The organism is Variovorax sp. VaC1 (assembly GCF_043658315.1).
Classification (GTDB): domain Bacteria; phylum Pseudomonadota; class Gammaproteobacteria; order Burkholderiales; family Burkholderiaceae_C; genus Variovorax.
On record NZ_JBIGLT010000003.1, the window covers coordinates 614,120 to 637,884 of the forward strand.

The window sequence follows — 23,765 nt, forward strand, 5'->3', positions numbered from 1 at the left end:
CGGCTCACAAGCTACGGCACCACAAAATCCGCCGAAAACCCTATAGTGCACAGCTTGCATTCGCAGCACACAGCAAGATCAGGCAGGCCCACGCACGCGTTGGGGATGAGCACAAGAGGACCACGTTGACCACTGAACCCAACCCAACGCGCTTCGGCAGCGGCCAGGCGGTGCGCCGCCTTGAAGACGAAAGCCTGCTGGCAGGCGCCGGCCACTACACAGACGACGTCACGCTGCCCGACCAGGCCCACCTGGTCTTCCTTCGTTCCGCCTATCCCCACGCACGCATCCTGTCGATCGACACCAGCGCGGCCGCTGCCATGCCCGGCGTGCTGCGCGTGATCACCGGCGCCGACATGGCCGCGGCAGGCGTCAAACCGATGCCGGGTGCCGCAGGCTTCAAGCGCGCCGACGGCACCGACAGCGCCAGCCCGCCGCGCCGTGCCATGGCCCACGAGCGCACGCGCTTCGTCGGCGAGGCGGTGGCGGCGGTCATTGCCGACACGGTCCAGCAGGCGCGTGATGCCACCGAAGCCATCCTGGTTGAGTACGAAGACCTGCCCATGGTCGTCGATCTCGCCAGTGCCACCGCCGAAGGCGCGCCGCAGCTGTGCGAGGAGGCCACCGGCAACATCGCCGCCGAGATGCGGCACGGCAGCAGCGAGGCCGCGACGGCCGCCTTCGCCAAGGCCAGCCACGTGGTCGCGCTCGACGTCCACAACCAGCGCGTGGTCGCGCTCACCATCGAGCCGCGCTCCGTGCTGGCGGTGCAAGACGATGAGTCCGGCCGCCTCACGATCCGCATGAGCACCCAGATGCCCTCGGGCGTGCGCGATTCCGTCTGCGCGGCCATCGGCCTTGCCAAGGAAAAAGTGCGCGTGGTCGTGGGCGACGTGGGCGGCGGTTTCGGCATGAAGACCGGCGCCTATCCCGAAGACATCGCGGTCGCCTTTGCGGCCCTGCAGGTCAAGCGGCCGGTCAAGTGGGTGGCCGACCGCAGCGAAGAATTCCTGTCGAGCGCGCATGGCCGCGACATCGAGGCCCGCGCCGAAATGGCGCTCGATGCCCAGGGCAAGATCCTGGCGCTGCGCATCAAGACGCTGGCCAACGTGGGCGCCTATGCCACCGGCACCGGCGTCGCGATCCAGCTGCTGATCGGCCCGTGGGTGCAGACCAGCGTCTACGACATCCAGACCATCGACTTCCACTTCAAGGCCGTGCTCACCAACACGGCCCCCACCGGCGCCTACCGTGGCGCGGGGCGGCCCGAGGCCATCTTCACCATCGAGCGCCTGATGGACGAGGCCGCACGCCAGACCGGCATCGACCGCATCGTGCTGCGCCGCCGCAATTTCATCCGCCCCGAGCAGATGCCGTACAAGAACCCGATGGCGCAGACCTACGACACCGGCAACTTCGAGTCGGTGATGGACCAGGCCCTCACGCTCGCCGACTGGCAGGGCTTCGAGGCCCGTGCGGCCGAATCGGCCAGCCAGGGCAAGCATCGCGGCCTGGGCATCGCCACCTTTCTCGAATGGACGGGCGGCAATGTGTTCGAGGAGCGCGTCACGGTCTCGGTGCAGGCCGACGGCGTGATCGAGGTGTTCTCCGCCGTCAACGCCATGGGGCAGGGCATTGCCACCTCGCTCGCCCAACTGGCGGTCGATGCCTTCGGCGTGCCGATCGACAAGGTGCGCGTGGTGCTGGGCGATACCGACCGCGGCGACGGCTTCGGCAGCGCCGGCTCACGTTCGCTCTTCACCGGCGGCTCGGCCGTGCGCATCGGCGCCGAGCGCACCATCGACAAGGCACGCGAACTCGCGGCGCAAGAGTTCGAGGCCGCCCTCGACGACATCACCTACACCCGCGGCGTGTTCACCGTGGCCGGCACCGACCTCGAACTCGACCTCTTCACGCTCGCCGGCAAGCAGCCCGAGCGCGAGATCTTCGTCGACTCCACCAGCACCGTGGCCGGCCCCACCTGGCCCAACGGCTGCCACATCTGCGAGATCGAGATCGATCCGCCCACCGGCGAGATCAGCGTGGTGGCCTACAGCTCCGTCAACGACGTGGGCCGCGTCATCAACCCGATGATCGTGCGCGGCCAGCTCGAAGGCGGCGCGGTGCAAGGCATCGGGCAGGCGCTCTACGAGCAGGTGGTGTACGACCACGAAACCGGCCAGCCCGTCACCGGCAGCCTGATGGACTACGCGGCCCCGCGCGCCGACATCGTCAGCACCATGTTCAACATGGAGATGGACGAATCGACCCCCTGCATCAACAACCCGCTGGGCGTGAAGGGCGTGGGCGAACTCGGCACCATCGGTGCCACGCCGGCCATCGTGAATGCGGTGGCCGACGCCTTTGCGCGCAACGGCCTGGCAGCGCGGGCACCGCGCCTGCACATGCCGCTGAGCCCGTCGCGCGTCTGGCAGGCGATGCAGACCATCGACTAGGAAGGCCGCTCGCCGCAGGGTGAAACGCGATGCTCGTCACCACCGAACTGCAGACCGACCCGATCCGCGTGTCGCGTTACCGCTGCGACGCGGGCCCCGATGCGCAGCCGTTCACCGAGATGCACGAGGGCTACTCGGTCTCGTACGTGCGCAAGGGCAGCTTCGGCTATCGCACGCGCGGCAACGCTTATGAGCTGGTCGCGGGTTCTGTGCTGGTCGGCTGTCCGGGCGACGAATACGTCTGCACGCACGATCACCACATCTGCGGCGACGAGTGCCTGGCCTTCCACCTGTCCCCGGGTTTCGTCGACCTGATCGGCGGCGACCAGCGCACCTGGCGCACGGCAGGGCTGCCGCCGTTGCCCGAACTCATGGTGCTGGGCGAGCTGGCCCAGGTCGCGGCCGAAGGGCAGAGCGATGTCGGGCTCGACGAGCTGGGCATGTGGTTCGCCAGCCGCTTCGTCGAAGTCGTGGGTGGCCAGGGCAAGCCGGCACCCAAGTCCGCCGGTGCGCGAGACCGCCGCCGCGCGGTCGATGCGGCGATGTGGATCGACGCCAACTCCCACGACGACATCGGCCTCGACGGCGCGGCATCCGAAGCGGGCCTGAGCTCGTTCCACTTCCTGCGCCTGTTCTCGCAGGTGCTCGGCGTCACGCCGCACCAGTACCTCGTACGCTCCCGGCTGCGCCACGCCGCGCGCCTGTTGGCAGACGATGAGCGCCCCGTCACCGACGTGGCCTTCGACGTGGGTTTTGCCGACCTCAGCAACTTCGTGCGCACCTTCCACCGGGCCGCCGGCGTGTCGCCTCGCGGCTTCCGGCAGGCCGCCAAGGGCGACCGCAAGATTTTCCAAGATCGCATTGCCGCGCTCTTCCATGATGACCGCCTGATTCACACATCGAGCAGGAAGCCATCATGTACGACCACATCGGATTGAAAGTCGCGGACCTTTCCGCGAGCCGCCGTTTCTACGAAGCCGCGCTTGCGCCGCTCGGCCACGTGCTGGCCTCGCACGACGACAGCTATGCCGGCATCGGACCGGCCGGAGCGCCCGCGCTGTGGCTCTATGCGTCCAAGGGCGCGAAGGGGCCGGGCACTCACATCGCGTTCCGCGCCACCGACCACAAGGCCGTCGCGGCCTTCCACAAGGCGGGCTTGAAAGCAGGCGGCACCGACAACGGCGGCGCCGGTCCGCGCACCGACTACAGCCCGACCTACTACGCGGCCTTCCTGATCGATCCGGATGGCAACAACGTCGAGGCCGTCTGCCCCTGAGGCCGCGCGCAAGACCATGGCAACGATCTACAAGGAATTCATCGTCGAAGCGGATGTGGCGCAAGTGTGGGATGCATTGCGCGACTTCGGCGCCGTGCACACGCGCCTGGCGCCAGGCTTCCTGACGGGCTGCAAGCTGGACGGCACGGGTGCCCGCATCGTCAGCTTCGCCAACGGCCTCGTCGCGCGCGAGATGCTGGTCGGCATCGACGACGCGAACCGCCGCCTGGCCTACACCGTCACCGACGGCAAGGCCAGCCACCATCACGCGTCTGCGCAGGTGTTCGCGCAGGGCGAGGGGCGCGCCCGTTTCGTCTGGATCACCGACGTGCTGCCGGACGCACTGGCGGCCTACATCGAGCCGATGATGGTGCAGGGCGGGCAGGCGATGAAAGCCGCCCTCGAAGGGCAAAGCGCCACTGTGGCGCCGCTCGCCTAGAAGTCTTCGAGCGGCAGGCCGACGTAGTTTTCCGCCAGTGCGGTCGACGCCGCTTTCGAGTGCACCAGATAGTCGAGTTCGGCTTCCTGGATCTTCTGGCCGAAGGCGCCGGTCTCGGGAAAGCGGTGCATCAGCGAGGTGAACCACCACGAGAAGCGCTCCGCCTTCCACACGCGACGCAGGCAAAGGTCGGAATAGCGGTCGAGCGCCGAGGCCGATTTTTCGCCGTAGAAGATCTCGAGCGCACGCGAGAGATAGCCCACGTCGGCGGTCGCAAGGTTCAGCCCCTTGGCGCCGGTCGGCGGCACGATGTGTGCCGCATCGCCGGCCAGGAACAGCGAGCCGAAGCGCATCGGCTCAGCAACGAAGCTGCGCAGCGGCGCGATGCTCTTTTCGAGCGAGGGGCCGGTCACCAACCGCTCGCGGGCCTCGGGGTCGAGCCGCGCGCGCAGCTCGTTCCAGAAGGCTTCGTCGCTCCAGTTTTCCACGCGCTCTTCGGTCGGCACCTGCACGTAGTAGCGGCTGCGGGTGGCGCTGCGCATGCTGCACAGCGCAAAGCCGCGCTCGGTGTTCGCGTAGATCAGCTCGTGCGACACCGGCGGCACATCGGCCAGCACGCCCAGCCAGCCGAAGGGGTAGACCTTCTCGTAGGTCTGGATCGCATCGGCCGACACGCTGGCGCGGCTCACGCCGTGGTAGCCGTCGCAGCCGGCGATGAAGTCGCATTCGATCTCGTGCGTCTGCCCGTCTTTCTCGTAGCGCACGCGCGGCCTGGCCGAATCGAAGTCGTGCAGGCTGACGTTCGCTGCGCTGTAGATGGTGGCAAGGCCCTCGGCCGTGCGCGCTTCCATCAGGTCGCGCGTCACTTCGGTCTGGCCGTACACCGTGACCTGCTTGCCGCCCGTGAGGCCGTGCATGTCGATGCGATGGCGCGCGCCCTTGAACAGCAGCTCGATGCCCTCGTGCGGCAGGCCCTCGGCCTTGGCGCGGACATCGACGCCGGCGCGCGCCAGCAGGTCCATCGTGACCTGTTCCAGCACGCCGGCGCGGATGCGGCCGAGCACGTAGTCGCCGCTCTGGCGTTCGACGATGACGTTGTCGATGCCTGCCTTGTGCAGCAGTTGTCCGAGCAGAAGGCCGGCGGGGCCTGCGCCGATGATGGCGACCTGGGTGCGCATGTTCGTGTCTCCGGAGGGTTTTGCAGAGCGTAGGGCGCACCCGGTGTTTTGGCGCGGCGGACCGCGAGGCTCTGTGCGATCATGCGAACGCGTGCGCGATGATCGCGCAAACACTTCGACAGACCCACGAATGACCATCGCCAAAGCCGATTTCATCGAAGGCATTGCCAAGGGAATGGCGGTGCTCGAGAGCTTCGACACCGAACGCCAGCGCCTCAATGCCACCCTGGCCGCCGAGCGCGCCGGCCTCACGCGCGCCGCCGCCCGCAGGCACCTGCTGACGCTGGCGCACCTGGGCTACCTCGAAACCGATGGCAGCTATTTCTGGATGGCACCCAAGGTGCTGCGCTTCTCGGGGAGCTACCTGGCCTCGTCGCGCCTGCCGCGTGCGTTGCAGCCCACGCTGAACCGGCTGGCGGCGCAGACCGGCGAGTCGTTCTCGGCGGTGGTGCTCGACGGGGAAGAGGTGGTGATCGTCGCGCGCAGCGGCAGTTACGGCACGCCGACCCGCGTGCTCGCCTACGGCCTGCACCTGGGGGCGCGGCTGCCGGCCCATGCCACTTCCACCGGTCGCGTTTTGCTGGCCGCCTTGCCGCCCACCCAGTTCACGCAGTGGCTCAAGGGCCGCCACCTCGCGCGGCTGACGCCGCACACCGTGACCCAGGCACGCGGACTGCGCCAGCTGGTTGCGCGCGCACGCAAGGACGACCATTGCTTCGCGAGCGAAGAGCACGAGCTCGGCGTGCAGGCGCTGGCGGTGCCGTTGCGCGACATGCAGGGCCACACCGTGGCCGCGCTCAACGTGGTGTTGTCGGGCACGCGCTACCAGGAAGAGGCCCTGCAGCGCGACATGCTGCCGCTGCTGTTCGAGGCGGCGCGCGAAGTCCGCTCCCTGCTCTGAACTGAACTTCGCCGCAAGCTCTGCCTCGAAGCCAAAAACGGAACACAACCATGCGACTCCTGCTTCTCGAAGACGACGTGATGATCGGCGAGGCCGTGCTCGACCTGCTGCGCGCGGAGCAATACGCGGTGGACTGGGTGAAAGACGGCGATGCCGCCGAGTCGGCATTGCGCGCCCAGCAATACGACCTCGTGATGCTCGACCTGGGCGTGCCCCGGCGCGATGGCCTCGAGGTGCTGCGCAACCTGCGCGCGCGCAAGCAGCGCATGCCGGTGCTGATCGCCACCGCGCGCGACTCGGTGCAGCAGCGCATCGAAGGGCTCGATGCCGGTGCCGACGACTATGTGCTCAAGCCCTACGACCTCGACGAACTGCTGGCCCGCATCCGCGCCTTGCTGCGACGCGCCGCGGGCCGCGCGGAGCCGGTGTACGAACACATGGGCGTGAGCATCAATCCGGCCACGCGCGAGGTCACGGTCAACGGACAGCCGGTGGTGCTCTCGGCGCGCGAATGGGCCGTGCTGGAGCCGCTGCTCGCGCGGCCCGGCATGGTGCTTTCGCGCGCACAGCTCGAAGAAAAGCTCTACAGCTGGAAAGACGAGATCAGCAGCAACGCCGTCGAGGTGTACGTGCACGGCCTGCGCAAGAAGCTCGGCGCCGAGCTGATCCGCAACGTGCGTGGCGTCGGCTACATGGTGCCGAAGGTATGAGGCGCAGCCTGACCGGATCGTTGCGCGCGCGGCTGCTGTGGTTCCTGCTCGCGGCCATCGTGCTGGCCGCCGGTGCGCAGGCTCTCGTGGCCTATCGCACCGTGCTGAGCGAAGCCGACGACATCTTCGACTACCACATGCAGCAGATGGCGATGTCGTTGCGCGCCGGCCTGCCGCCGAGCGCGGCCGTCGGCGGCATCGGCAGCGGCGAACAGAACTTCGACTTCGTCGTGCAGGTGTGGACGGCCGACGGTGTGCGCGTCTTCGAGTCGGCCGAGCAGGCGGCGTTGCCGCAGCTCGCGGTGCTGGGCTTTGCCGACGTGCATGCGCGGGGCACCACCTACCGCGTGTTCTCGATGCAGACGCGCGGGCTGGTGATCCAGGTGGCGCAGGACATGGCGGCGCGGCGCAGCATGGCCGGCACGCTGGCGTTGCGAACCATCGCACCGGTGGCGCTGATGGCGCCCCTGCTGATGCTGGTCGTGTGGTGGGTGGTGAGCCGATCATTGGCGCCGGTGGCGCGCGTGCGAACGCAGGTGGCGTCGCGGCAGGCGGACGACCTGTCGCCGGTGAGCGAAGAAGACCTGCCCGACGAAGTGCGCCCGCTGGTGCAGGAGCTGAACCTGCTGTTCGACCGCGTGCGGCATGCCTTCGATGCGCAGAAGCACTTCGTCGCCGATGCGGCGCATGAGCTTCGATCGCCGCTCGCCGCGCTCAAGCTACAGGTGCAGGGCCTGCAACGCGCGCCCGATGGGGCATCGCGCGACCTGGCCGTGAGCCGGCTGGTCGCGGGCATCGACCGTGCCACGCGGCTGGTCGAGCAGATGCTCGCGCTGGCCCGCCACGAGGCCAGCATGGCGGCCGGTGCCCGGCCGGAACCGGTCGATCTGTCCGAGGTCGCGCGCCTGGCCGTGTCCGACGCCGTGGCCGCCGCGCAGGCGCGTGGCATCGACATCGGCATCAACCATGCGGATGCAGCCGTGGTCAGCGGCCAGCCCGAGGCCTTGCGCATGCTGCTGCGCAACCTGCTGGAGAACGCAGTCAAGTACACGCCCCTCGAAGGCCGCGTCGACATCGGCATTGCGCGGCTCGACGGCGCGGTCGAACTCAGCGTCGAAGACAGTGGCCCGGGCCTGCCCGAAGCCGAGCGCGAGCGCGTGCTCGACCGCTTCTATCGCTCGGGCGAAACGCAGGCGCCCGGCAGCGGGCTGGGCCTTGCCATCGTCAAGTCGATTGCCGAGCTGCACGGCGCCACGGTGGCGCTCGACGCCTCGCCCAGCCTGGGCGGCCTGCGCGTGCGGGTTGTGTTTGCTCCCTCCGGTCCGGAAAAGGCGAAGACATAAGGCTCTGGCCCGTTTAAGCGGTGCTTAAGTCAGCGCAACGACATTCCTTTCATCGTGTTTGCGTCCATACGCATTGAAAGGAACCGACAAATGAACACCCGTCTGACTTCGCCCCGCGCCCTGGTGATTGCACTGGCGAGCGCAGGTGTGATCGGCGCCGTCGGTGCCGGTGCCTACACCAGCGCCCGTGCCGTGAATGCCCCGGCGACCACCACCGCCACGACGGCGGCGCCCGCGGCCATGGTCACGCTGCCCGACTTCTCGACCATTACCTCGCGCGACGGCCCGGCCGTGGTCAACATCAGCGTGACCGGCACCATGAAGGCCTCGGACGACCAGGCCGCCGCCGAGATCCAGGGCATCGACCCCGACGATCCGATGTTCCAGTTCTTCCGCCGCTTCCAGGGCCAGATGAACCCGCGCGGCCAGCAACAGCAACGCGACGTGCCGGTGCGTGCCGAAGGCTCGGGCTTCATCGTGGACCCGAACGGCATCATCATCACCAACGCCCACGTCGTGAAAGACGCGAAGGAAGTCACCGTCAAGCTGACCGACCGCCGCGAGTTCCGCGCCAAGGTGCTCGGCGCCGATGCCAAGACCGACATCGCCGTGCTCAAGATCGACGCGAAGAACCTGCCCGTGCTGGCACTGGGCAACACCAAGGACCTGAAGGTCGGCGAATGGGTGCTGGCCATCGGCTCGCCCTTCGGCTTCGAGAACACCGTGACGGCCGGCGTGGTCAGCGCCAAGGGCCGCTCGCTGCCTGACGACAGCTACGTGCCCTTCATCCAGACCGACGTGGCCGTGAACCCCGGCAACTCCGGCGGCCCGCTGCTCAACACGCGCGGCGAGGTGGTCGGCATCAACTCGCAGATCTACAGCCGCAGCGGCGGCTACCAGGGCCTGTCGTTCGCGATCCCGATCGACGTGGCGATCCAGGTGAAAGACCAGATCGTCGCGACCGGCAAGGCGCAGCACGCGCGGCTCGGCATCGCGGTGCAGGAAGTGAACCAGGCCTTTGCCGATTCGTTCAAGCTCGACAAGCCCGAAGGCGCGCTGGTCTCGAACATCGAGAAGGGCGGCCCTGGCGACAAGGCCGGCCTGAAGGCGGGCGACGTGATCCGCAAGGTCGACGGGCAGGCCATCGTGTCGTCGGGCGACTTGCCCGCGGTGATCGGCCAGCAGGCACCGGGCAAGAAGGTCACGCTCGAAGTGTGGCGCCAGGGCGAGCGCCAGGAACTGCAGGCAAAGCTCGGCGACGCCAGCGACAAGCCGGCGAAGGTCGCCAAGGCCGACACCGCCACGGGCCAGGGCAAGCTGGGCCTGGCGCTGCGTCCCCTGCAGCCGCAGGAAAAGCGCGAGGCCGGCGTCGACGGCGGGCTGCTGATCGAAGACGCGGCGGGCCCCTCGGCCATGGCGGGTGTGCAGGCCGGCGACGTGCTGCTGGCCATCAACGGCACGCCGGCGCAAAGCCTGGAGCAGGTGCGCGAGGTGGTGGCGAAGGCCACCAACAAGTCGGTGGCGCTGCTCATTCAGCGCGGCGAAGACAAGATCTTCGTGCCGGTCCGCATCGGCTGACGCAAGGGCTTTGGTCGGATGAAGCCGCCCGGCAAGCTGCCGCACGAAGTGCTCCAGGAGCGTGCGCCGACCGGCGGCTTGTCGGCGCACATCCTGCCCACGTCGGCCACGATGATTGGCGTGTGCATGACTGTGATGTCGATTGGTCACCTGGGGCCACGCGACGACATGCGGTTGCTGATCGATCGTTTGCTGGCTGTCGACGCGCTGGTCTTCCTGGCCAGCGCGTTGCTGTCTTTCATCTCGATGCGCACGCGCAAGTCGGGTGCGCGGCTCGAGGCCTGGGGCGAGATGGTCTTCATCGCCGGACTGGCGTTGCTGGCACTCGGAGCGGTCACGCTGGCGTTCGCGCTGCGCTGACGCGCCATCCGATCAGGGCAGGGCGCAGGGCCAGTCGAGCTGAATGCGCGTCCCACCCGCGCGTTCGTCGGCTGTTTCGATGTGCAGCCGCGCGCCGATGGATTGGGCGCGTGCCCGCATGTTGTTGATGCCATGCCCCGTGGGCCGGCCGCCGGCGGGGGCTGCGGGCAGGCCGCGTCCGTTGTCGGTGAGCACGATGCGCACCAGTGGCGGCGTTTCGTCGCCATGCCAGCTTGCATGCAGCACGATGCGCGTGGCCGATGCGTGCTTGAGCACATTGGTGAAGGCTTCCAGCAGGATGCGCTGCAACTGCAGGGCCGCCTGTGCGGCGAAGGGCGCGACGGTGGGAATCACGGCCACGTCCCACACCAGCTCGATGCCAGCGGCATCCAGGCGCGGTTGCAGGCGATAGCGCAAGGTGGCCAGCACGGTGGGCAGGTCGTCGTGCGTGGGCTGCAGCGAATCGACGGCCATGCGCATTTCGTCCAGCGCGAGCTTCACGTGCTCTTCGACCACGCCACGGTCGGGCGTGGTCTGGGTCACCACGTTGAGCAGGCCCACCAGTTGCGAGCCCACGCCGTCGTGGATCTCCCGCATGATGCGCTGGCGCTCCAGCAGCACCGCCTGCTCTTGCTGTTGCTGGCGCATGGTTTCGAAGGCGCCGCGCAACTGCTCTTCGCGTTCCGCGACACGGGCCGCGAGGTTGGCGTTGAGCGCGCCGTAGTCGGCCACGGTGCGGCTGTAGCGCTCGACCACCAGCCCCGCGAGGATCATCACGAAGAAGAACATCGCATGCGGCGTGAGCGTGTAGTAGGCGCCGCCGAAGAGGCCCATGCGCACCAGCAGCAGGTCGTGCGCGCCGGCCAGGATGGCGAGCGTGCCGGCCGCCATCAGCACGCCCGCAATGCGCCGCCGTGCCACCAGCGCGCCATGGACCACGTAGGGCAGGCAGACGATGCTGGTCACCTGCAGGATGACGAGGCCGCTGGTCCACAGCTTGGGCAACGCAAAGGCGAAGGAGGCGCAGGCCAGCGTTACCGACAGCGTCAATGCGATGTAGATCGACCGCACCAGCCACGGCGGGTTGCGGTCCAGCACCAGCAGCACGAAGCGCGCGATGAGGCCGATGTGCAGCGCATAGCAGACCGCCACCACCGCGCCCCACAGAGGCCATGGCACGGGCACTTCGGGCCAGACGCGGTCGAGGTTGCGCGTCACGCCCGACAGCGCCGCCAGCGCGAAGCAGCCGTAGAGCGCATCGCGCTGGCGCAGCCACAGGCCGCCGGCCATTCCACCCATCAGCAGCAGGCTGACCGCATAGACGATGGCCGAGGTGTTGCGCCAGTTCTGCTGCGTGCGGTAGAGCGATGCGAGCGAGGCTTCGGTGCCATAGCGGATGCTGGCCAGCCCCGCGCCGCGCTGGCGTTGGATGGTGGTGCGCACGACCAGCACCTGCGACTGCCCCTCGCGATGCAGCGCGGCTGCCAGGGGAACCAGTTGGTTGCCCTTGGCCGCGTCGTATTCGGGGTCGCCCAGCGTGCCGAAGCTGGCGACCTGTGCGTCGTTGAACACGACGGCCACCTGGTTGCCCACGCCCGACATCAGCAGCGCTGCGGATTCGCCGCTCGGAACTGCTGCGGCGGGAAGATCGATGCGGTAGCTGGCCTTGCCGCCGAGGCCGGGAAACTCGTGGTCCCAGCGGAACGGCAGTGGCACACGGCGCACCTGAACGGGAAGGCCATCGGGCTCGAGGGTGGCCTCGGCGAAGCTCGCGTCGATGGCTTCAGCGGACCTGGCCGCGTGGGCAAGATGGCCCGTCAACGCGGCGATCAGCAGCAGTGCCGCGAGCAGCAGGCGATGGACTCCTCCTGCAGCCACGGGACTAGGGAAGCCAGCCGAGATTGCGAGCCTCGAACACGGCTTCCGATTTGTTGTGCACATCCAGCTTGCCGTAGATATTGCGGATATGGGTTTGGACCGTCGAGGCCGAGACTCCCATCTGCACGCCGACTTCGACATAGGTGAAACCACGAGACACCAGGTCGAGCACTTCGAATTCGCGCGGCGACAGGCGCTCCGAGGCGGTGCTGGCGCCGTAGGCCGCGGCGCTCGATGGCCGGGCGGCGACGGGTTCGGGCGGCATGCCGGCGCGGGTCTGCCAGCGGCGCAGCAACTGGCGCGCGATCACCGGCGACATGGGCGAGCCGCCCGCGCGCAGGTGGCGGATGTGGGTGGCCAGGTCTGCCTCGGTGCCGTCTTTCAGCAGGTAGCCGCTGGCGCCGGCCTCGAAGGCCTGGACCATGTTGGCCTCGTCGCCGAAGATGGACAGCACCATCACCGCGCAGGCCGGTTGCATGTGGCGGCACTGGCTGATGACCTGCAGGCCGGGGTGGTCGGGCAGGCCGAGGTCGACCAGCAGCACGTCGACCGGGTTGTCGACCAGCCAGGCCAGGATGTCGAGGGCGTTGGAGGCGCTGTAGGCCAGGGTCAGCGATGGGTCGGCATCGACGACCCGCGCGATGCGCTCGCGCATGCCGGTGTCGTCTTCGACCAGCGCGACCTGCGTCGCCATCGTCATGCGCCTGCCCGGCGCAGCTTCGGCCCATCCGCCGGGAAGGCGCCGATGGCGATACCCGGTGTGAGAAAACTGTATGCGCTCATACAGGACAGGGAAGCGAGGCGCATGAGGAGCCCTTGGCGGCAGGTTTGCTGAATGACGCCGAGGGTAGGGGCCGGTCGGGCCCGTGCACATCCTATATACGGGGGAGGCGGCGCGCCGCTTTTCAGGGCTGGCGCTCGGCCTTGTTCGGCCGCCAGTCGACGCACACCTCGGCACGAGGCGTGGCCGGCCGGCGGTGAACCCGGGTGCTTACTGTTGCTGCTGCTTGCGACGTCCCCTGGACGTGCTCGGGGCCGAGGTTTGCGAGGGTGCCGCACCGCCGTCCACGCCCAGGCGGCCGCCGCCACCGAGGCCCTGGCCGCGCACGGTCTGCGCCTTGTAGTTGCGCAGCGAACGGACCATCTGGTTGAAGGCGTCCATGAAGGCCGCGGCGATCACCTTGCCTTGCGGTGTGCGCGTGTAGCCACCGATGCCGCCGGCGGCGGAGATGCCGCTCAGATTGGCGAAGCCGCCGAAGTCGGTCTTGGAGGCACTGCCTTCGGCCGCTGCGACTTGCACGCCCGAGCGGTTGTCGATCAGCGTCAGGAGCGCGCTGGCTTCCTTGGTCTGCAGGTTGGCACCGAGCTGGGCCAGTGCTCGGCCACGACCGCCACCGACCAGGCCGCCCAGTGCGCCGCCGATGCCGCCGGCATCGCTGTTGCTGAACACGATCTCGGGCGACAGGCCGTAGTCGGAAGCCACCATCTGGCCGCGGCCGAAGTTGCTGCCGCCGCGCATTTCGCCCGACTGCATCAGCGCGCGTTCGCGCGTCATGGCGTTCATGCCGGCCGCGCCGCGCTCGACCACCACGAAGCAGTTCGATTGCTGCACCAGCAGGCGCAGCAGGTTGGCCGTGGGCGGCAGCTTGTATTCGCCGGTGAGCACCGTGTACCAGCCGGCGTTCACGTTCTCGATCAGCGAGACGGTGCCCAGCGGCGAGTCGCAGCGCTCGAGCTGGCTGCTTTCGCCGGAGGTGGCGGCGCCGGCCGCGCTGCCAGTGGCCACGGTCTTGGCCGACTGGCTGCCCATTTGCATGTCCATGGTCTGGCAGCCCGAAAGAGCCAGCAGGCCGGCGAGTGCGCTTGCGAGAGAGAGTTTAGAAAAAGCCATGTCCCGATCTATCAAGTGAAAACAATGCGGTGCCCGTTGCGGGCGGCACGCGTCGAGAACCGAAGAGGGGGCTGCGTGGCCTGTACGGCCTCCCGATCCGACGCGCTGCAGCAAGCGGCCGCGCGACGATACGACCTGAAAGTCAGGCACACCAGTGCCGAAAGTCATGTGCATGCGCGCAAGGCCCGGTCGTCTGCCGCTCACCGCGGAGGGCATGTCGACCCGTGTCTGGAACGGGGACGCATGGGTTGCCAGCAACCCGATCCTCGATCGCTCCGGTCATGACGCCAAACAGAGAGCTCTGTGCGAGGGCGGCCAGCGGAGCGGGGCGATTATTACTCAGGACGCTGCGTCGAACAGGCGTGAGACGGAGGGCGCGGCGCCTTGCCTGAGAGGGGGCAGGGCGGCGCTGTCTCGAAGGTTACAGCCGGGGTGCTTGATGGCGTTGCGGCCATCGACTGCACCATGCGTTGAAGCTCAGGTCGTGTAGTCGCCGCTGGCTTCCGGCTGGAAAAGAATCGCGACCACGCGCGCCGCGCCTTCCGCGCCGTTCGGCATCTGCCAACGGGCCAGCGTGCCAGCCTTCACGCCGAGCAGGCCGATGCCCACCGGCGAGAGCACGGAGATGAAGCCGGACGCCGGCTCCGCATCGCCCGGGTAGCAGAGCGTGATCTTCTGCGTCTGCTGCGTGGCCGGGTCTTCGACCTCGATCTGCGAGTACATCGTCACGATGTCCGCGGGCACCTCGCGCGATGGCAAGACCTCCGCCAGGTCGAGAAGATCGGCCAGCGCGGGCGGAAGCTGGCTGCCGTTCAGCTTGTTGAGGCGGGCGACGTCGAGTTCGGTGAGCGTGCGCTCCCCGTGAATGGTTGCAAGCATGAAGCACTCCAATGGAATGCGACCTCGCCTGTGTCTGTGTTGAGGTAGGCGAAGTCGCGACCGCGCGGCGGGTGCCCGGCGGTCAATGGTTCGCGCAACAAGAAGGGAAGTAGCGGACCGCCGGGCTCAGGAAAGTGCGGAGGTACGTCGGATGACCATCGTGGTCGCCGCAACGGCAACGCCCGCGCGTCGGCCGGCCGCTGCCAGCGGCAGGGCGGCGCACGTGGGGTGCTTGCGGGACGAGGACGGGGAGAGCATTCGGGCGAGTGTAGGTGTGCCGTGTGGGGGCATCAAGCAATGGCCTCACGTGCCTTGCCGATAAGCCCGGCCGTGCGGCGTACAACGCGGCCCGCACAATCGGCGGATGCGGACCTTTCTTCTTTATGTCGCGACAGCCCTCGCGGAAATCGTCGGTTGCTACCTGCCTTATCTTTGGCTCAAGCAGGATCGCTCGGCGTGGCTGCTGGTGCCGGCAGCGATCAGCCTCGCGGCCTTCGCGTGGCTGCTCACGCTGCATGAGGCCGCGGCGGGCCGCGTCTATGCGGCGTATGGCGGCGTGTACATCGGTGTGGCCATCGCGTGGCTGTGGGCGGTGGACGGCATGCGTCCCACGCCGTGGGACGTTGCAGGCGTTGCGGTATGCCTTGTCGGCATGGGGCTGATTGCGTTCCAGCCGAGCTAGTCGGAACGCCAAAAGAAAATGCCCCGCTACCTTGTGAGTAGCGGGGCATCCAAGAACCACGAGGGTTTGTTTTGGCTCCTCGACCTGGGCTCGAACCAGGGACCTACGGATTAACAGTCCGGCGCTCTACCGACTGAGCTATCGAGGAACAAGCCTCAAATTATATTCAATGAAATTGTCGATTCCGGGCTTGCCGACTTCATTTTTTGAGAGGCAATGCGCGGAGCGTGGTGAAGCCGCAAATGAAAATGCCCCGCTACCTTTGAGTAGCGGGGCATCCAGTTGCCTTGCGGCTTGTAGTGGCTCCTCGACCTGGGCTCGAACCAGGGACCTACGGATTAACAGTCCGGCGCTCTACCAACTGAGCTATCGAGGAACAAGCCTTAGATTATAGCGTGGTTTTTCGAGGCTTCTCAAGTGCACGCCACTGCTCCGCTAAATTTCTGTGGGCGCGGTACTCACAGCGCAATGCTCAACCCGAGGCGCAAGGTGCGCGGCGCTCCCGGAAAGAGGTAGACGTGGCTGAACTGGTAGGGCGATTCCTTCCAGTAGCGGCGATCGAACAGGTTGTCGACGGCCAGCGTCCAGGTCGCATTCGCGCCGCGCAGCTTCGTGTCGTAGCGCAACACCGCATCGACGCGCGTCCACGAAGGCAGCGTGACCGAGCCATCGGGCAGCACATTGCGGCGGCCTTCGTACGAAAGCTGCCCCGCCAGTTCGAGGCCCGGCACCGATGCGAAGCGGTAGGCCGTCTGTGCGCGCAGCACCTGCTTGGGCACGTTGGTGGGCGACTGGCCATTGAGAGCCGGGTTGGCCGTGCTGTCGCGCCGCTTCGCATCGATCAGCGTGAGGCTGCCGCCAATGCGCCAGGGCCCCTGGTTCCATTGCGCGCCGGCTTCGAGGCCGCGATGCACCGCGCGGCCATCGTTGCGCACTTCGCACAAGCCGCTGCACAGGTCGAGGTTGGTCATCGGCCGCGAGATGTCGAACCACGCGAGCTGCCAGTTGAAGGCGTCGTTGCCGCCCTTCAGGCCCAGCTCCCATTGGCGCGAGCGCAGCGCGGGCAGTGCCTGGCCGGCATTGCTGTACTGCGAACTCTTGTTCGGCACGACCTGCGACTCGACGCCCTGGCCCCAACTCGCATAGGCGAGCAGCCCCGGCTGTATCGCGAAACTGGCGGCGAGCCACGGCGTCGTCACGCCCTGCTTGTAGCCGGTGGGGTTCGAACCGTCGTTGCCGATGCTGCTGCGGTCGAGCCGCGTGTGCCGTGCGCCGAGCCAGGTGGTGAAGCGATCGTTCCAGCGGATCGCGTCCTGTACCGAGAGTTCGGTCGAACGCTCGTCGCGGTTCGTCTGCGGCGTGGTGGCGTCGGGGTTCGGCGGCACCATGGCCGTGGCCCAGATGTTGCCGGTGCCCGCGTAGTTGTAGGCCTGGTTCTGGAAGCGGTTGCGCACGCGGCTTTGCATCAGGCCGAAGCCCAGCTCGTGCCGCACGCTGCCGGTCATCACGTTGCCCTTGAGATTGAGGCTGCCCGCGGTCTGCGTGCGGCGCTCGTTCTCGCTGCGGAAATCGTAGACGTCGAAGGTGCCGTCGGAGCAGTAGCGGTCGTAGTTGCCCTCGGCGCTGCAGCCGAAGGCATAGGCCAGCCGGTCGTCGCTCTTCAGGCGCTGCTGGCCGATCTGCGCGCTCCAGCGCCAATCGGTGTTGATCGCCTGGCTGAAGCGCAAGGTGCCTGTCAGCGCCTTGAACACTGAAGGCTGCGACCACGGCTGGTTGTTGAGGTTGATGCGCGGATCGACCGGCGCAGGCAGCACATTGCCCAGCAGGCTGTAGCCGTTCTGGCTCGGCTGCGTCTTGCGGCTTTGCTCGATCTCGAACTCCAGCACCGAGTCGCGCGTGATGCGCCAGTCGGCCGCGAGCGAGAACAGGTTGCGGTTGCCGTCGAGGTCGTGCGTGAGAGGCTTGAGGTTTTCGCTCGCCACATTGAGCCGGTAGCCGAACTGCCGGTTCTCGCCGAAGCGTCCGCCAAGGTCGATGGCGCCCAGCACGCTGCCGCGGCTGGTGGTCTCGATGCGCACCACGCGCAGGTCTTGTTCGGTCGGCCGCTTGACGACGTAGTTGACCAGCCCGCCCGGCGCGCTGGTGCCGGCCTGGATGCCGCTGGTGCCGCGAAGGATCTCGACGCGCTCCTTGTTGTCGAGCGGGATCGATGTCTCCGCGCTGATCGGCAGGCCTTCGCGCCGGTAGTTGAAGCGGTTGTCGAGCACGAAGCCGCGCACCGTCAGGTAGTCCCAGTAGCCGGCGGAGTTGTAGGCGTCGGTGACCGAGGCGTCGAACTGCGTGAGGTCGGCCAGCCGGCGCGCGCCGCTGGCGCGCAGTTGCTGGCTGTCGATCACCGTGGCCGAGATCGGCAGCTCGCGCAGCGGCACGTCGCCGAAGCCGCTGATGTCTGCCTGCGGCGCGGTTGCGCCTTCATTGACGGTGACTTCGGGCAGCGAGGCCTGCTGCGCATGGGCGCTGCAAGCGGTCGCAAGGAACACAACGGCGATCGCACGTGAAACGGGAGAGAGCGGCTGGATGGAAGAAAGGAAAGGGAGTCGTTGGTTCATTCTGTTCAGTTGCCTGCGGCGGCGCCCAGGGCGGCCATCCATTGCGCGGCCGTGGCCTCGGGGTCTTCGGCCGCGACCAGCGCGCGCACCACGGCGACCGAGCCGACGCCGGTGGCCAGCACTTCCGGCAGCCGCACGGCATCGATGCCGCCGATGCCGACCTGCGGATAGCCGCGCAGCAGGCGCGCATAGGCTGCGAGCCGAGCCACGCCCTGCGGCGCGGTCGCCATTCTTTTGAGCGTCGTCGGGTACACCGCGCCCATCGCGATATAGCTTGGGCTCACGGCATCGGCGCGCACCATCTCGGCGTAGCCATGGGTACTGACACCCAGCCGCAAGCCGGACGCACGAAGCGCCTGCAACTGCGCGGGCGAAAGCACGTCGAGGTCTTCCTGGCCGAGGTGAATGCCGTAGGCGCCGGCAGCGATGGCCACTTGCCAGTGGTCATTGATGAAGAGCAGGGCACCGGTGCCTTGCACGGCTTCGACGGCCGCGCGCACTTCGCGTTCGATGGCCGCTGCGTCGTCGGACTTGAAGCGCAGCTGCACGGTCGGCACGCCGGCACGCGCCATGCGGCCGACCCAGGCCGCATCGGGCAGCACCGCATAGAGGCCGAGCCGTTCGGGGCAGGGCGGAAAGGCGTCGCCGCGCGCGGCGGGAGGGAACGGTCGCAAGCCGAAGTCGGCGGGGTTGTCGGGCCACAGTGCCGTGTCGAACTGGCTCAGCCGTTCGGTCTGCGCGCGCCAGGCGTGCGCAAGGCACTCGGCATCGATCTCGATGAAGCCAAGGGCCGCGCAGGCCTGCTTGGCACCGCGATAGACAGGATCGTCCGAAGAAAAGATCGGTGCGCTGACAGGGGCCGCGGTGTTGCTTCCGAAGCGCAATCCATGGGCGGCGACGATGGATTGCGCCACGGTGCGGGCGTCGTAAGTGCAGCTCATGGTGCGTGGTGCCAGAAGGGCGTGCCGAGCACGGGTGTGCTCGGCTGTGCGGCGTCCTGCGCAGCCATGGCGCCGGCGCGATACGCCGTGCGGCCCGCCTGCACGGCGTCGGCGAAAGCGCCCGCCATGGCGACCGGGTCTTGCGCGAGGGCCACGGCCGTGTTGAGCAGCACGCCGTCGTATCCCCACTCCATGACCTGGCAGGCGTGCGACGGAAGGCCCAGGCCCGCGTCCACCAGCATCGGCACCTTGAGCCGGTCGCGCAGCACCTGCAGCGCGTAGGGGTTGATCGGTCCGCGGCCGGTGCCGATGGGCGCGGCCCAGGGCATCACGGCTTCGCAGCCGACATCGACCAGCCGCTGGCACAACACCAGGTCTTCGGTGCAATAGGGCAGCACCTTGAAGCCATCGCGGATCAGCTGCGATGCGGCATCGACGAGGTTCAGCGTGTCGGGCTGCAGCGTGTAGTCGTCGCCGATCAGCTCGAGCTTGATCCACGGCGTGTCGAACAGCTCGCGTGCCATCTGCGCGGTCGCGACCACCTCCTGCACGCTGTGGCAGCCGGCGGTGTTGGGCAGCACCGGCACGCCGAGGTTGCGCAGCAGTTCCCAGAAGCCGTTGCCGAGGTCGCTGTTGCCCGAGCCCTGGTGGGCGGCCTGGCGGCGCAGCGAGGCGGTCAGCATCGCGGGCTTGGCGCGCTTCACCGCGGCTTCGAGCAGGTCGGGCGAGGGGTAGCGCGCGGTGCCCAGCAGCAGGCGGCTCTGGAAGGTCTGGCCGTAGAGAACCAGCGGATCGTTCGTGTTGTTCGTCATGGGGGTTGTCTCCATCGTTTGTTCAGCCGCCCGTCACCGGGCGGATCACCTCGACGCGGTCGTCGGGTTGCAGCGTGCGCGCCGCATAGGCCGAGCGCGGCACGAACTCTCGGTTCACGGCCACCGCGAACGGCGGCGTGGCATTCAGGGCCACCAGCGCATCGGTGAGCGTGGCGCTGTCGGGCAGCGCGAAGGGCTTGTCGTTGATCAGGATGTTCATCGTCATGCGTTGTCGGAGGTCTCCATGCCGAAGCTGCGCGCGAGCGTGGCGTGGCCGTGCGCAAGCAGTTCCATGGTGGCGTCGAGGAGGGCGGGCGCGATCATGAAGCCGTGGCGGTACAGGCCGTTGATCTGCAGCACGCGCGGCTGCGGCTGGTGGATGGACGGCAGGTTGTCGGGCAGCGTGGGGCGGCACTGCGTGGCGATCTCCACGATGCGTGCTTCGGCAAAACCGCTGTGCACGGCATAGGCAGCGCTCAGCAACTCGAGCGTGGAGCGCACGCTGGCGGGCGACATGTCGTCCGACTCGATCTCGGTTGCGCCGATCACGAAGAGGTTGTCGGGCTTGGGCGCGATGTAGAGCGGATAGCGCGGATGCACCAGGCGGGTGGGGCGCTTCAGCGTCACTTCGGGCGCATGCACGCGGATCACTTCGCCGCGCACGCCGCGCAGCGCCTGCCACTGGGGCCTGGCGCCGAGGCCACGGCAGTCGATCACCCAGTCGGGCTGGCCGGTGGTGCCGGGCAAAAAATCTGCCGGGGCGCGCGGCGATTGCCAGTGCAGGCTGACTTTCGGATGGGCCTGCAAGGTGGCGAGCAGCGATGCCAGCAGCGCACGGTTGTCGAGCTGGCCTTCACCTGGGAGGAACAGGCCCTGCGCGAAACGCTGGCCCAGTGAAGGCTCCAGCGTGGCGATGGCTGCCGCGTCGATTGCCCGCATCGGCGCGAGCTCAGGCACCTGTGCGCCCGTTGCGGCAAGCACGCGCGCGAGTCGCGAGGCTTCGGCGGCATCCTGTCGATGCCAAAGCACGAGCGTGCCTTCGCGCTGGAAGAACACGGGCTGCGCGAGCGAGGCCAGCAGTTCGGGCCAGCGCGACAGCGCGTGCTGGCCCATGCGCACGACCGACACCGGCGCCACGGCCGATTCGGCCAGCGGCGCGAGCATGGCGGCGGCCACGCGCGCGGCCGCACCCTCGGCATCGGCGCTGCCCGCTTCGTACAGGTCGACCTTGCAGCCGGCCTGTGCCAGCGTGGTCGCAAGCAGCCGGCCCATGAGGCCCGCACCGAGGATGGCGACTGAGTGAAATGGCAGGTTCATGGTCTTGCTCCTTCCCCCACTGGGGGAAGGTCGGGATGGGGGCAGGCAGAGCGCCCGATGGAGACGCCGCGTGCCCCCACCCCAACCCTCCCCCGGGAGGGGAGGGAGAAATTCAAAGCCAGTCGCCGATAATTTTCGGCATGACCCAAGGACTTCCCCAGCGCTACGCACGTGTGCTTTCCATCGCCGGCTCCGACAGCGGCGGTGGCGCCGGCATCCAGGCCGATCTCAAGACCTTCGCGGCCCTCGGCTGCTATGGCATGACGGCCATCACCGCGCTCACCGCGCAGAACACGCTGGGTGTGTCGGGCATTCACGGCGTGCCGCCCGACTTCCTGAAGGCGCAGATCCAGGCGGTGGTCGAAGACATCGGCGTCGATGCCGTCAAGCTCGGCATGCTGCATGCGCCCGAAGTTGTGGACGTGGTGGCCTGGGCCATCGATCGCTATCAGCTGAAGAACGTGGTGCTCGACCCGGTGATGGTCGCCACCAGCGGTGACCGCCTGATCGCTGCGGAGACCGTGCAGGTGCTGGTGCGCGAACTGTTCCCGCGTGCGCTGGTCGTCACGCCCAATCTGGACGAAGCGGCCTTGCTGATCGGCCATGCCATCGATGGCGTGGATGCGCTCGATGGCGCCGCCGACGAACTGCTGGCACTCGGCGCCAAGGCTGTGCTGCTCAAGGGCGGACATCTGCCGGGCGACGACGTGGTCGACGTGCTGCTGCAGGCTGGCGGCGCGCGCAAGCGGCTGGCGTCGAAGCGCATCGCGAGCCGCAATCTGCATGGCACCGGCTGCACGCTGTCGTCCGCCATCGCGGCGCATCTGGCACTGGGCTTTGCCTTGCCCGAAGCGGTCGAGAAGGCGCGTGCGTACATCCTCGGCGCAATGACCGCCGGTGCGAGCGTGCAGGTCGGTGCGGGCCATGGTCCGCTCAACCACGGCTTTGCGCCAGTGCCGACGCACCGCCTGCCCGCGACGGGCGGCTGAACCACGCAAGCACGAAGGTTGTTGCCAGCGTCGGCAGCGCCGAGCCCAGCTGCGGCGCCCACTTGGCCAGCGCGTGGTACGCCGCAATGCCGGCGATCCAGATCAGTGCCGCGCTGAAGTCGACCTGGCGCGTGCCGGTCGTCACCACCGACTGGCCGCTGCCCAGCCGTCCGAGGATCACGCCGTAGAGCGGCACGAACACCGAACTGAGCAACAGCAGGAAGGGCTCGAGCGTGTGCATCGGCAGCACCAGGGCCAGCGCAATGCACAGCGTGGCCAGCAGCAGGCCCCAGCGCCGCACGCTCCATCGGGGCAGCAGGCTGTGGGTGGAGACCGAGCCCGAGTAGACGTCGCCGTACGCGTTGTCGAGTTCGTCGATGAGGATCAGGCCCAGCGCCACCAGCCCGCCCTGCGCCAGCAGCAGCGCGGTGACGAGGCTGACGCCCGGCTCGGCCACGCTCACCACCATCACGCCCAGCGCATAGCACCAGATGTTGGCCAATGCGTAGCCGATCCAGGTGCCGTTGAACGCGCCGCCCAGACCGCCTGTGCTGCGCTTACCGTGCCGCGCGTAGTCGGCCACCAGCGGCAGCCATGACACCGGCATCGCGATCACCAGATCGAGCGCGCCGAACATGCCCATGCTGCCGTCGCCCGGCCGCGCCCAGAAGGCGTCCAGACCCTTGGCCTGCAGCCGCGTCGCGAACTGCCAGCTGAGCCACAGCAGCGACAGCACCACCAGCGGCAGGCCGAAGCGGCTGACGAAGCGCCGCACCAGCTTGACCATCGAGCCCGCAAACAGCGCCAGCAGCACCGCGCCCCAGAACAGCGTGGTCAGCACGCCACCCCAAAAGGAGCCGAGCGACGGCCCGAACGCCAGCTGGCCGATGGCCTGCGTGCCTTCTCGCATGATCACCAGCTCGAAAGTGGTCCAGCCCACCAGTTGCACGATGTTCAGCAGCACCGGCAGGCGCGCGAAGGCGCTGCCGTAGGTTGCGTGCATCAGGCCGGCGCTGGCGAGGCCGCTTTCGCAGCCCAGCCGCGCGGTCCAGGCCAGCAGGCCGGCGCCGATGACGGAGCCGACGACGATCGCAATGGCCGCATCGCGCGTGCCCACCGCCGGCACCAGGTAGGCGCCGATCTGCATCACCAGCAGCCCTACGCCCAGGCTGAACCACAGCGAGGCATGGTCGTGCAAGCCGAAGACGCGCTTGGACGCGGGCAGCGGCGTCAGCGCCTCGTTGGCGCCGGGGTGATCGTTGTTGTCGTGTGCCATCCATTTGCTCCAGTGCAAAGGTTTGGCAGGTGGGCGAGGCCCCAGCGGCTCGGCCATCGCGCGAGACAACGCGACAGGCCACCGGACCAGCTTCCCTGCGCGAGGATTACCTCAAGCCGACAAAATAAGTTGCGGCGGAACAGGTTCAAAGGGTCTGATCTCAGCCGGTCCGGCAAAGCCGTTCCAGCACCCCTAGCGAGCGCGCATTGTAGGCGCTGCCAATGGGGATGCGGGCGGTGTGGGTGACTTG

22 protein-coding genes and 2 tRNA genes are annotated in these 23,765 nt (G+C 68.1%); 11 read left to right on the forward strand and 13 right to left on the reverse strand.

What is annotated here, in order from left to right; all coding sequences use genetic code 11:
- Positions 1–125: 125 nt before the first annotated feature.
- From ACGLHS_RS15070 to ACGLHS_RS15085, 4 genes are read left to right on the forward strand one after another with little or no spacing between them, the layout of a single operon-like run.
- The gene (locus tag ACGLHS_RS15070) at positions 126–2,456 is read left to right on the forward strand and encodes a xanthine dehydrogenase family protein molybdopterin-binding subunit (RefSeq protein WP_394480808.1); all 2,331 of its coding nucleotides are present in this window, start codon (positions 126–128) and stop codon (positions 2,454–2,456) included.
- A 29-nt stretch (positions 2,457–2,485) separates the two neighbouring features.
- A complete protein-coding gene (locus ACGLHS_RS15075; protein ID WP_394480810.1) occupies positions 2,486–3,394 on the forward strand; it encodes a helix-turn-helix transcriptional regulator in 909 nt (302 codons plus the stop codon).
- Entirely contained in the window at positions 3,373–3,732 is a 360-nt protein-coding gene (locus ACGLHS_RS15080; RefSeq protein ID WP_394480812.1) for a VOC family protein, read from the forward strand. Before ACGLHS_RS15075 ends, ACGLHS_RS15080 begins: the two co-directional genes overlap by 22 nt.
- Positions 3,733–3,748: 16 nt before the next feature.
- Positions 3,749–4,171, forward strand: coding sequence for an SRPBCC family protein (locus ACGLHS_RS15085; protein WP_394480814.1), 423 nt, complete (start codon positions 3,749–3,751; stop codon positions 4,169–4,171).
- Here ACGLHS_RS15085 and pobA read toward each other — a convergent pair.
- A complete protein-coding gene (gene pobA / locus ACGLHS_RS15090; RefSeq protein WP_394480816.1) occupies positions 4,168–5,349 on the reverse strand; it encodes a 4-hydroxybenzoate 3-monooxygenase in 1,182 nt (393 codons plus the stop codon). The genes ACGLHS_RS15085 and pobA overlap by 4 nt on opposite strands.
- A 130-nt stretch (positions 5,350–5,479) precedes the next feature.
- Between pobA and ACGLHS_RS15095 the strand changes: the two genes are divergently transcribed.
- The 5 genes from ACGLHS_RS15095 (at position 5,480) to ACGLHS_RS15115 (ending at position 10,241) form a co-directional block, all read left to right on the forward strand.
- The gene (locus ACGLHS_RS15095; RefSeq protein WP_093240664.1) at positions 5,480–6,250 is read left to right on the forward strand and encodes an IclR family transcriptional regulator C-terminal domain-containing protein; all 771 of its coding nucleotides are present in this window, start codon (positions 5,480–5,482) and stop codon (positions 6,248–6,250) included.
- A 50-nt stretch (positions 6,251–6,300) separates the two neighbouring features.
- Positions 6,301–6,960, forward strand: a complete 660-nt coding sequence (locus ACGLHS_RS15100; protein WP_093240660.1) for a response regulator transcription factor — start codon at positions 6,301–6,303, stop codon at positions 6,958–6,960.
- Entirely contained in the window at positions 6,957–8,303 is a 1,347-nt protein-coding gene (locus ACGLHS_RS15105) for an ATP-binding protein (protein WP_394480819.1), read from the forward strand. The genes ACGLHS_RS15100 and ACGLHS_RS15105 overlap by 4 nt, the downstream gene beginning before the upstream one ends.
- 90 nt (positions 8,304–8,393) lie before the next feature.
- Positions 8,394–9,881, forward strand: a complete 1,488-nt coding sequence (locus ACGLHS_RS15110) for a DegQ family serine endoprotease (protein ID WP_093240654.1) — start codon at positions 8,394–8,396, stop codon at positions 9,879–9,881.
- 18 nt (positions 9,882–9,899) lie between these two features.
- A complete protein-coding gene (locus ACGLHS_RS15115) occupies positions 9,900–10,241 on the forward strand; it encodes a hypothetical protein (RefSeq protein ID WP_093240651.1) in 342 nt (113 codons plus the stop codon).
- A 12-nt stretch (positions 10,242–10,253) separates the two neighbouring features.
- Here ACGLHS_RS15115 and ACGLHS_RS15120 read toward each other — a convergent pair whose 3' ends face one another.
- The 4 genes from ACGLHS_RS15120 to ACGLHS_RS15135 form a co-directional block, all read right to left on the reverse strand.
- Entirely contained in the window at positions 10,254–12,119 is a 1,866-nt protein-coding gene (locus ACGLHS_RS15120; protein ID WP_394480823.1) for a sensor histidine kinase, read from the reverse strand.
- A 4-nt stretch (positions 12,120–12,123) separates the two neighbouring features.
- Positions 12,124–12,813: a response regulator gene (locus ACGLHS_RS15125; protein WP_394480825.1), complete on the reverse strand. Its 690-nt coding sequence runs from the start codon at positions 12,811–12,813 to the stop codon at positions 12,124–12,126.
- A 297-nt stretch (positions 12,814–13,110) separates the two neighbouring features.
- A complete protein-coding gene (locus ACGLHS_RS15130; RefSeq protein WP_093240643.1) occupies positions 13,111–14,010 on the reverse strand; it encodes a CsgG/HfaB family protein in 900 nt (299 codons plus the stop codon).
- Positions 14,011–14,487: 477 nt separating this feature from the next.
- Positions 14,488–14,889 (reverse strand): GreA/GreB family elongation factor, encoded by a 402-nt coding sequence (locus tag ACGLHS_RS15135; protein ID WP_394480829.1) that lies wholly within the window; start codon positions 14,887–14,889, stop codon positions 14,488–14,490.
- 364 nt (positions 14,890–15,253) lie between these two features.
- Between ACGLHS_RS15135 and ACGLHS_RS15140 the strand changes: the two genes are divergently transcribed.
- Positions 15,254–15,571, forward strand: coding sequence for a YnfA family protein (locus tag ACGLHS_RS15140; RefSeq protein WP_394480831.1), 318 nt, complete (start codon positions 15,254–15,256; stop codon positions 15,569–15,571).
- 72 nt (positions 15,572–15,643) lie between these two features.
- Here ACGLHS_RS15140 and ACGLHS_RS15145 read toward each other — a convergent pair.
- From ACGLHS_RS15145 to ACGLHS_RS15175, 7 genes are all read right to left on the reverse strand, one after another.
- Positions 15,644–15,719, reverse strand: a tRNA-Asn gene (locus ACGLHS_RS15145).
- Positions 15,720–15,871: 152 nt separating this feature from the next.
- Positions 15,872–15,947: transfer RNA gene (locus ACGLHS_RS15150), tRNA-Asn, on the reverse strand.
- Positions 15,948–16,029: 82 nt separating this feature from the next.
- Positions 16,030–18,180: a TonB-dependent siderophore receptor gene (locus ACGLHS_RS15155; RefSeq protein WP_394480833.1), complete on the reverse strand. Its 2,151-nt coding sequence runs from the start codon at positions 18,178–18,180 to the stop codon at positions 16,030–16,032.
- 5 nt (positions 18,181–18,185) lie between these two features.
- Positions 18,186–19,121 (reverse strand): thiamine phosphate synthase, encoded by a 936-nt coding sequence (gene thiE / locus ACGLHS_RS15160; RefSeq protein ID WP_394480835.1) that lies wholly within the window; start codon positions 19,119–19,121, stop codon positions 18,186–18,188.
- Entirely contained in the window at positions 19,118–19,933 is an 816-nt protein-coding gene (locus ACGLHS_RS15165) for a thiazole synthase (RefSeq protein WP_093240627.1), read from the reverse strand. Before ACGLHS_RS15165 ends, thiE begins: the two co-directional genes overlap by 4 nt.
- Positions 19,934–19,955: 22 nt before the next feature.
- Entirely contained in the window at positions 19,956–20,159 is a 204-nt protein-coding gene (thiS, locus tag ACGLHS_RS15170; RefSeq protein ID WP_394480838.1) for a sulfur carrier protein ThiS, read from the reverse strand.
- A complete protein-coding gene (locus tag ACGLHS_RS15175) occupies positions 20,156–21,250 on the reverse strand; it encodes an FAD-dependent oxidoreductase (RefSeq protein ID WP_394480840.1) in 1,095 nt (364 codons plus the stop codon). Before ACGLHS_RS15175 ends, thiS begins: the two co-directional genes overlap by 4 nt.
- A 140-nt stretch (positions 21,251–21,390) precedes the next feature.
- Between ACGLHS_RS15175 and thiD the strand changes: the two genes are divergently transcribed.
- The gene (thiD, locus tag ACGLHS_RS15180; RefSeq protein WP_394480842.1) at positions 21,391–22,239 is read left to right on the forward strand and encodes a bifunctional hydroxymethylpyrimidine kinase/phosphomethylpyrimidine kinase; all 849 of its coding nucleotides are present in this window, start codon (positions 21,391–21,393) and stop codon (positions 22,237–22,239) included.
- Here thiD and ACGLHS_RS15185 read toward each other — a convergent pair.
- Complete coding sequence (locus ACGLHS_RS15185) at positions 22,184–23,515, reverse strand: purine-cytosine permease family protein (RefSeq protein ID WP_394480844.1); 1,332 nt, start codon at positions 23,513–23,515, stop codon at positions 22,184–22,186. The genes thiD and ACGLHS_RS15185 overlap by 56 nt on opposite strands.
- Positions 23,516–23,765: the final 250 nt, after the last annotated feature.

What these genes read in the sequence shown, in the direction of transcription:
- ACGLHS_RS15075 (WP_394480810.1), top strand. Translation starts at nt 2,486, where the DNA reads ATGCTCGTCACCACCGAACTGCAGACCGACCCGATCCGCGTGTCGCGT.
- ACGLHS_RS15080 (WP_394480812.1), top strand. Translation starts at nt 3,373, where the DNA reads ATGTACGACCACATCGGATTGAAAGTCGCGGACCTTTCCGCGAGCCGC.
- ACGLHS_RS15085 (WP_394480814.1), top strand. Translation starts at nt 3,749, where the DNA reads ATGGCAACGATCTACAAGGAATTCATCGTCGAAGCGGATGTGGCGCAA.
- pobA (WP_394480816.1), bottom strand. Translation starts at nt 5,349, where the DNA reads ATGCGCACCCAGGTCGCCATCATCGGCGCAGGCCCCGCCGGCCTTCTG.
- ACGLHS_RS15095 (WP_093240664.1), top strand. Translation starts at nt 5,480, where the DNA reads ATGACCATCGCCAAAGCCGATTTCATCGAAGGCATTGCCAAGGGAATG.
- ACGLHS_RS15100 (WP_093240660.1), top strand. Translation starts at nt 6,301, where the DNA reads ATGCGACTCCTGCTTCTCGAAGACGACGTGATGATCGGCGAGGCCGTG.
- ACGLHS_RS15105 (WP_394480819.1), top strand. Translation starts at nt 6,957, where the DNA reads ATGAGGCGCAGCCTGACCGGATCGTTGCGCGCGCGGCTGCTGTGGTTC.
- ACGLHS_RS15110 (WP_093240654.1), top strand. Translation starts at nt 8,394, where the DNA reads ATGAACACCCGTCTGACTTCGCCCCGCGCCCTGGTGATTGCACTGGCG.
- ACGLHS_RS15115 (WP_093240651.1), top strand. Translation starts at nt 9,900, where the DNA reads ATGAAGCCGCCCGGCAAGCTGCCGCACGAAGTGCTCCAGGAGCGTGCG.
- ACGLHS_RS15125 (WP_394480825.1), bottom strand. Translation starts at nt 12,813, where the DNA reads ATGGCGACGCAGGTCGCGCTGGTCGAAGACGACACCGGCATGCGCGAG.
- ACGLHS_RS15130 (WP_093240643.1), bottom strand. Translation starts at nt 14,010, where the DNA reads ATGGCTTTTTCTAAACTCTCTCTCGCAAGCGCACTCGCCGGCCTGCTG.
- ACGLHS_RS15135 (WP_394480829.1), bottom strand. Translation starts at nt 14,889, where the DNA reads ATGCTTGCAACCATTCACGGGGAGCGCACGCTCACCGAACTCGACGTC.
- ACGLHS_RS15140 (WP_394480831.1), top strand. Translation starts at nt 15,254, where the DNA reads ATGCGGACCTTTCTTCTTTATGTCGCGACAGCCCTCGCGGAAATCGTC.
- ACGLHS_RS15155 (WP_394480833.1), bottom strand. Translation starts at nt 18,180, where the DNA reads ATGAACCAACGACTCCCTTTCCTTTCTTCCATCCAGCCGCTCTCTCCC.
- thiE (WP_394480835.1), bottom strand. Translation starts at nt 19,121, where the DNA reads ATGAGCTGCACTTACGACGCCCGCACCGTGGCGCAATCCATCGTCGCC.
- ACGLHS_RS15165 (WP_093240627.1), bottom strand. Translation starts at nt 19,933, where the DNA reads ATGACGAACAACACGAACGATCCGCTGGTTCTCTACGGCCAGACCTTC.
- thiS (WP_394480838.1), bottom strand. Translation starts at nt 20,159, where the DNA reads ATGACGATGAACATCCTGATCAACGACAAGCCCTTCGCGCTGCCCGAC.
- ACGLHS_RS15175 (WP_394480840.1), bottom strand. Translation starts at nt 21,250, where the DNA reads ATGAACCTGCCATTTCACTCAGTCGCCATCCTCGGTGCGGGCCTCATG.
- thiD (WP_394480842.1), top strand. Translation starts at nt 21,391, where the DNA reads ATGACCCAAGGACTTCCCCAGCGCTACGCACGTGTGCTTTCCATCGCC.
- ACGLHS_RS15185 (WP_394480844.1), bottom strand. Translation starts at nt 23,515, where the DNA reads ATGGCACACGACAACAACGATCACCCCGGCGCCAACGAGGCGCTGACG.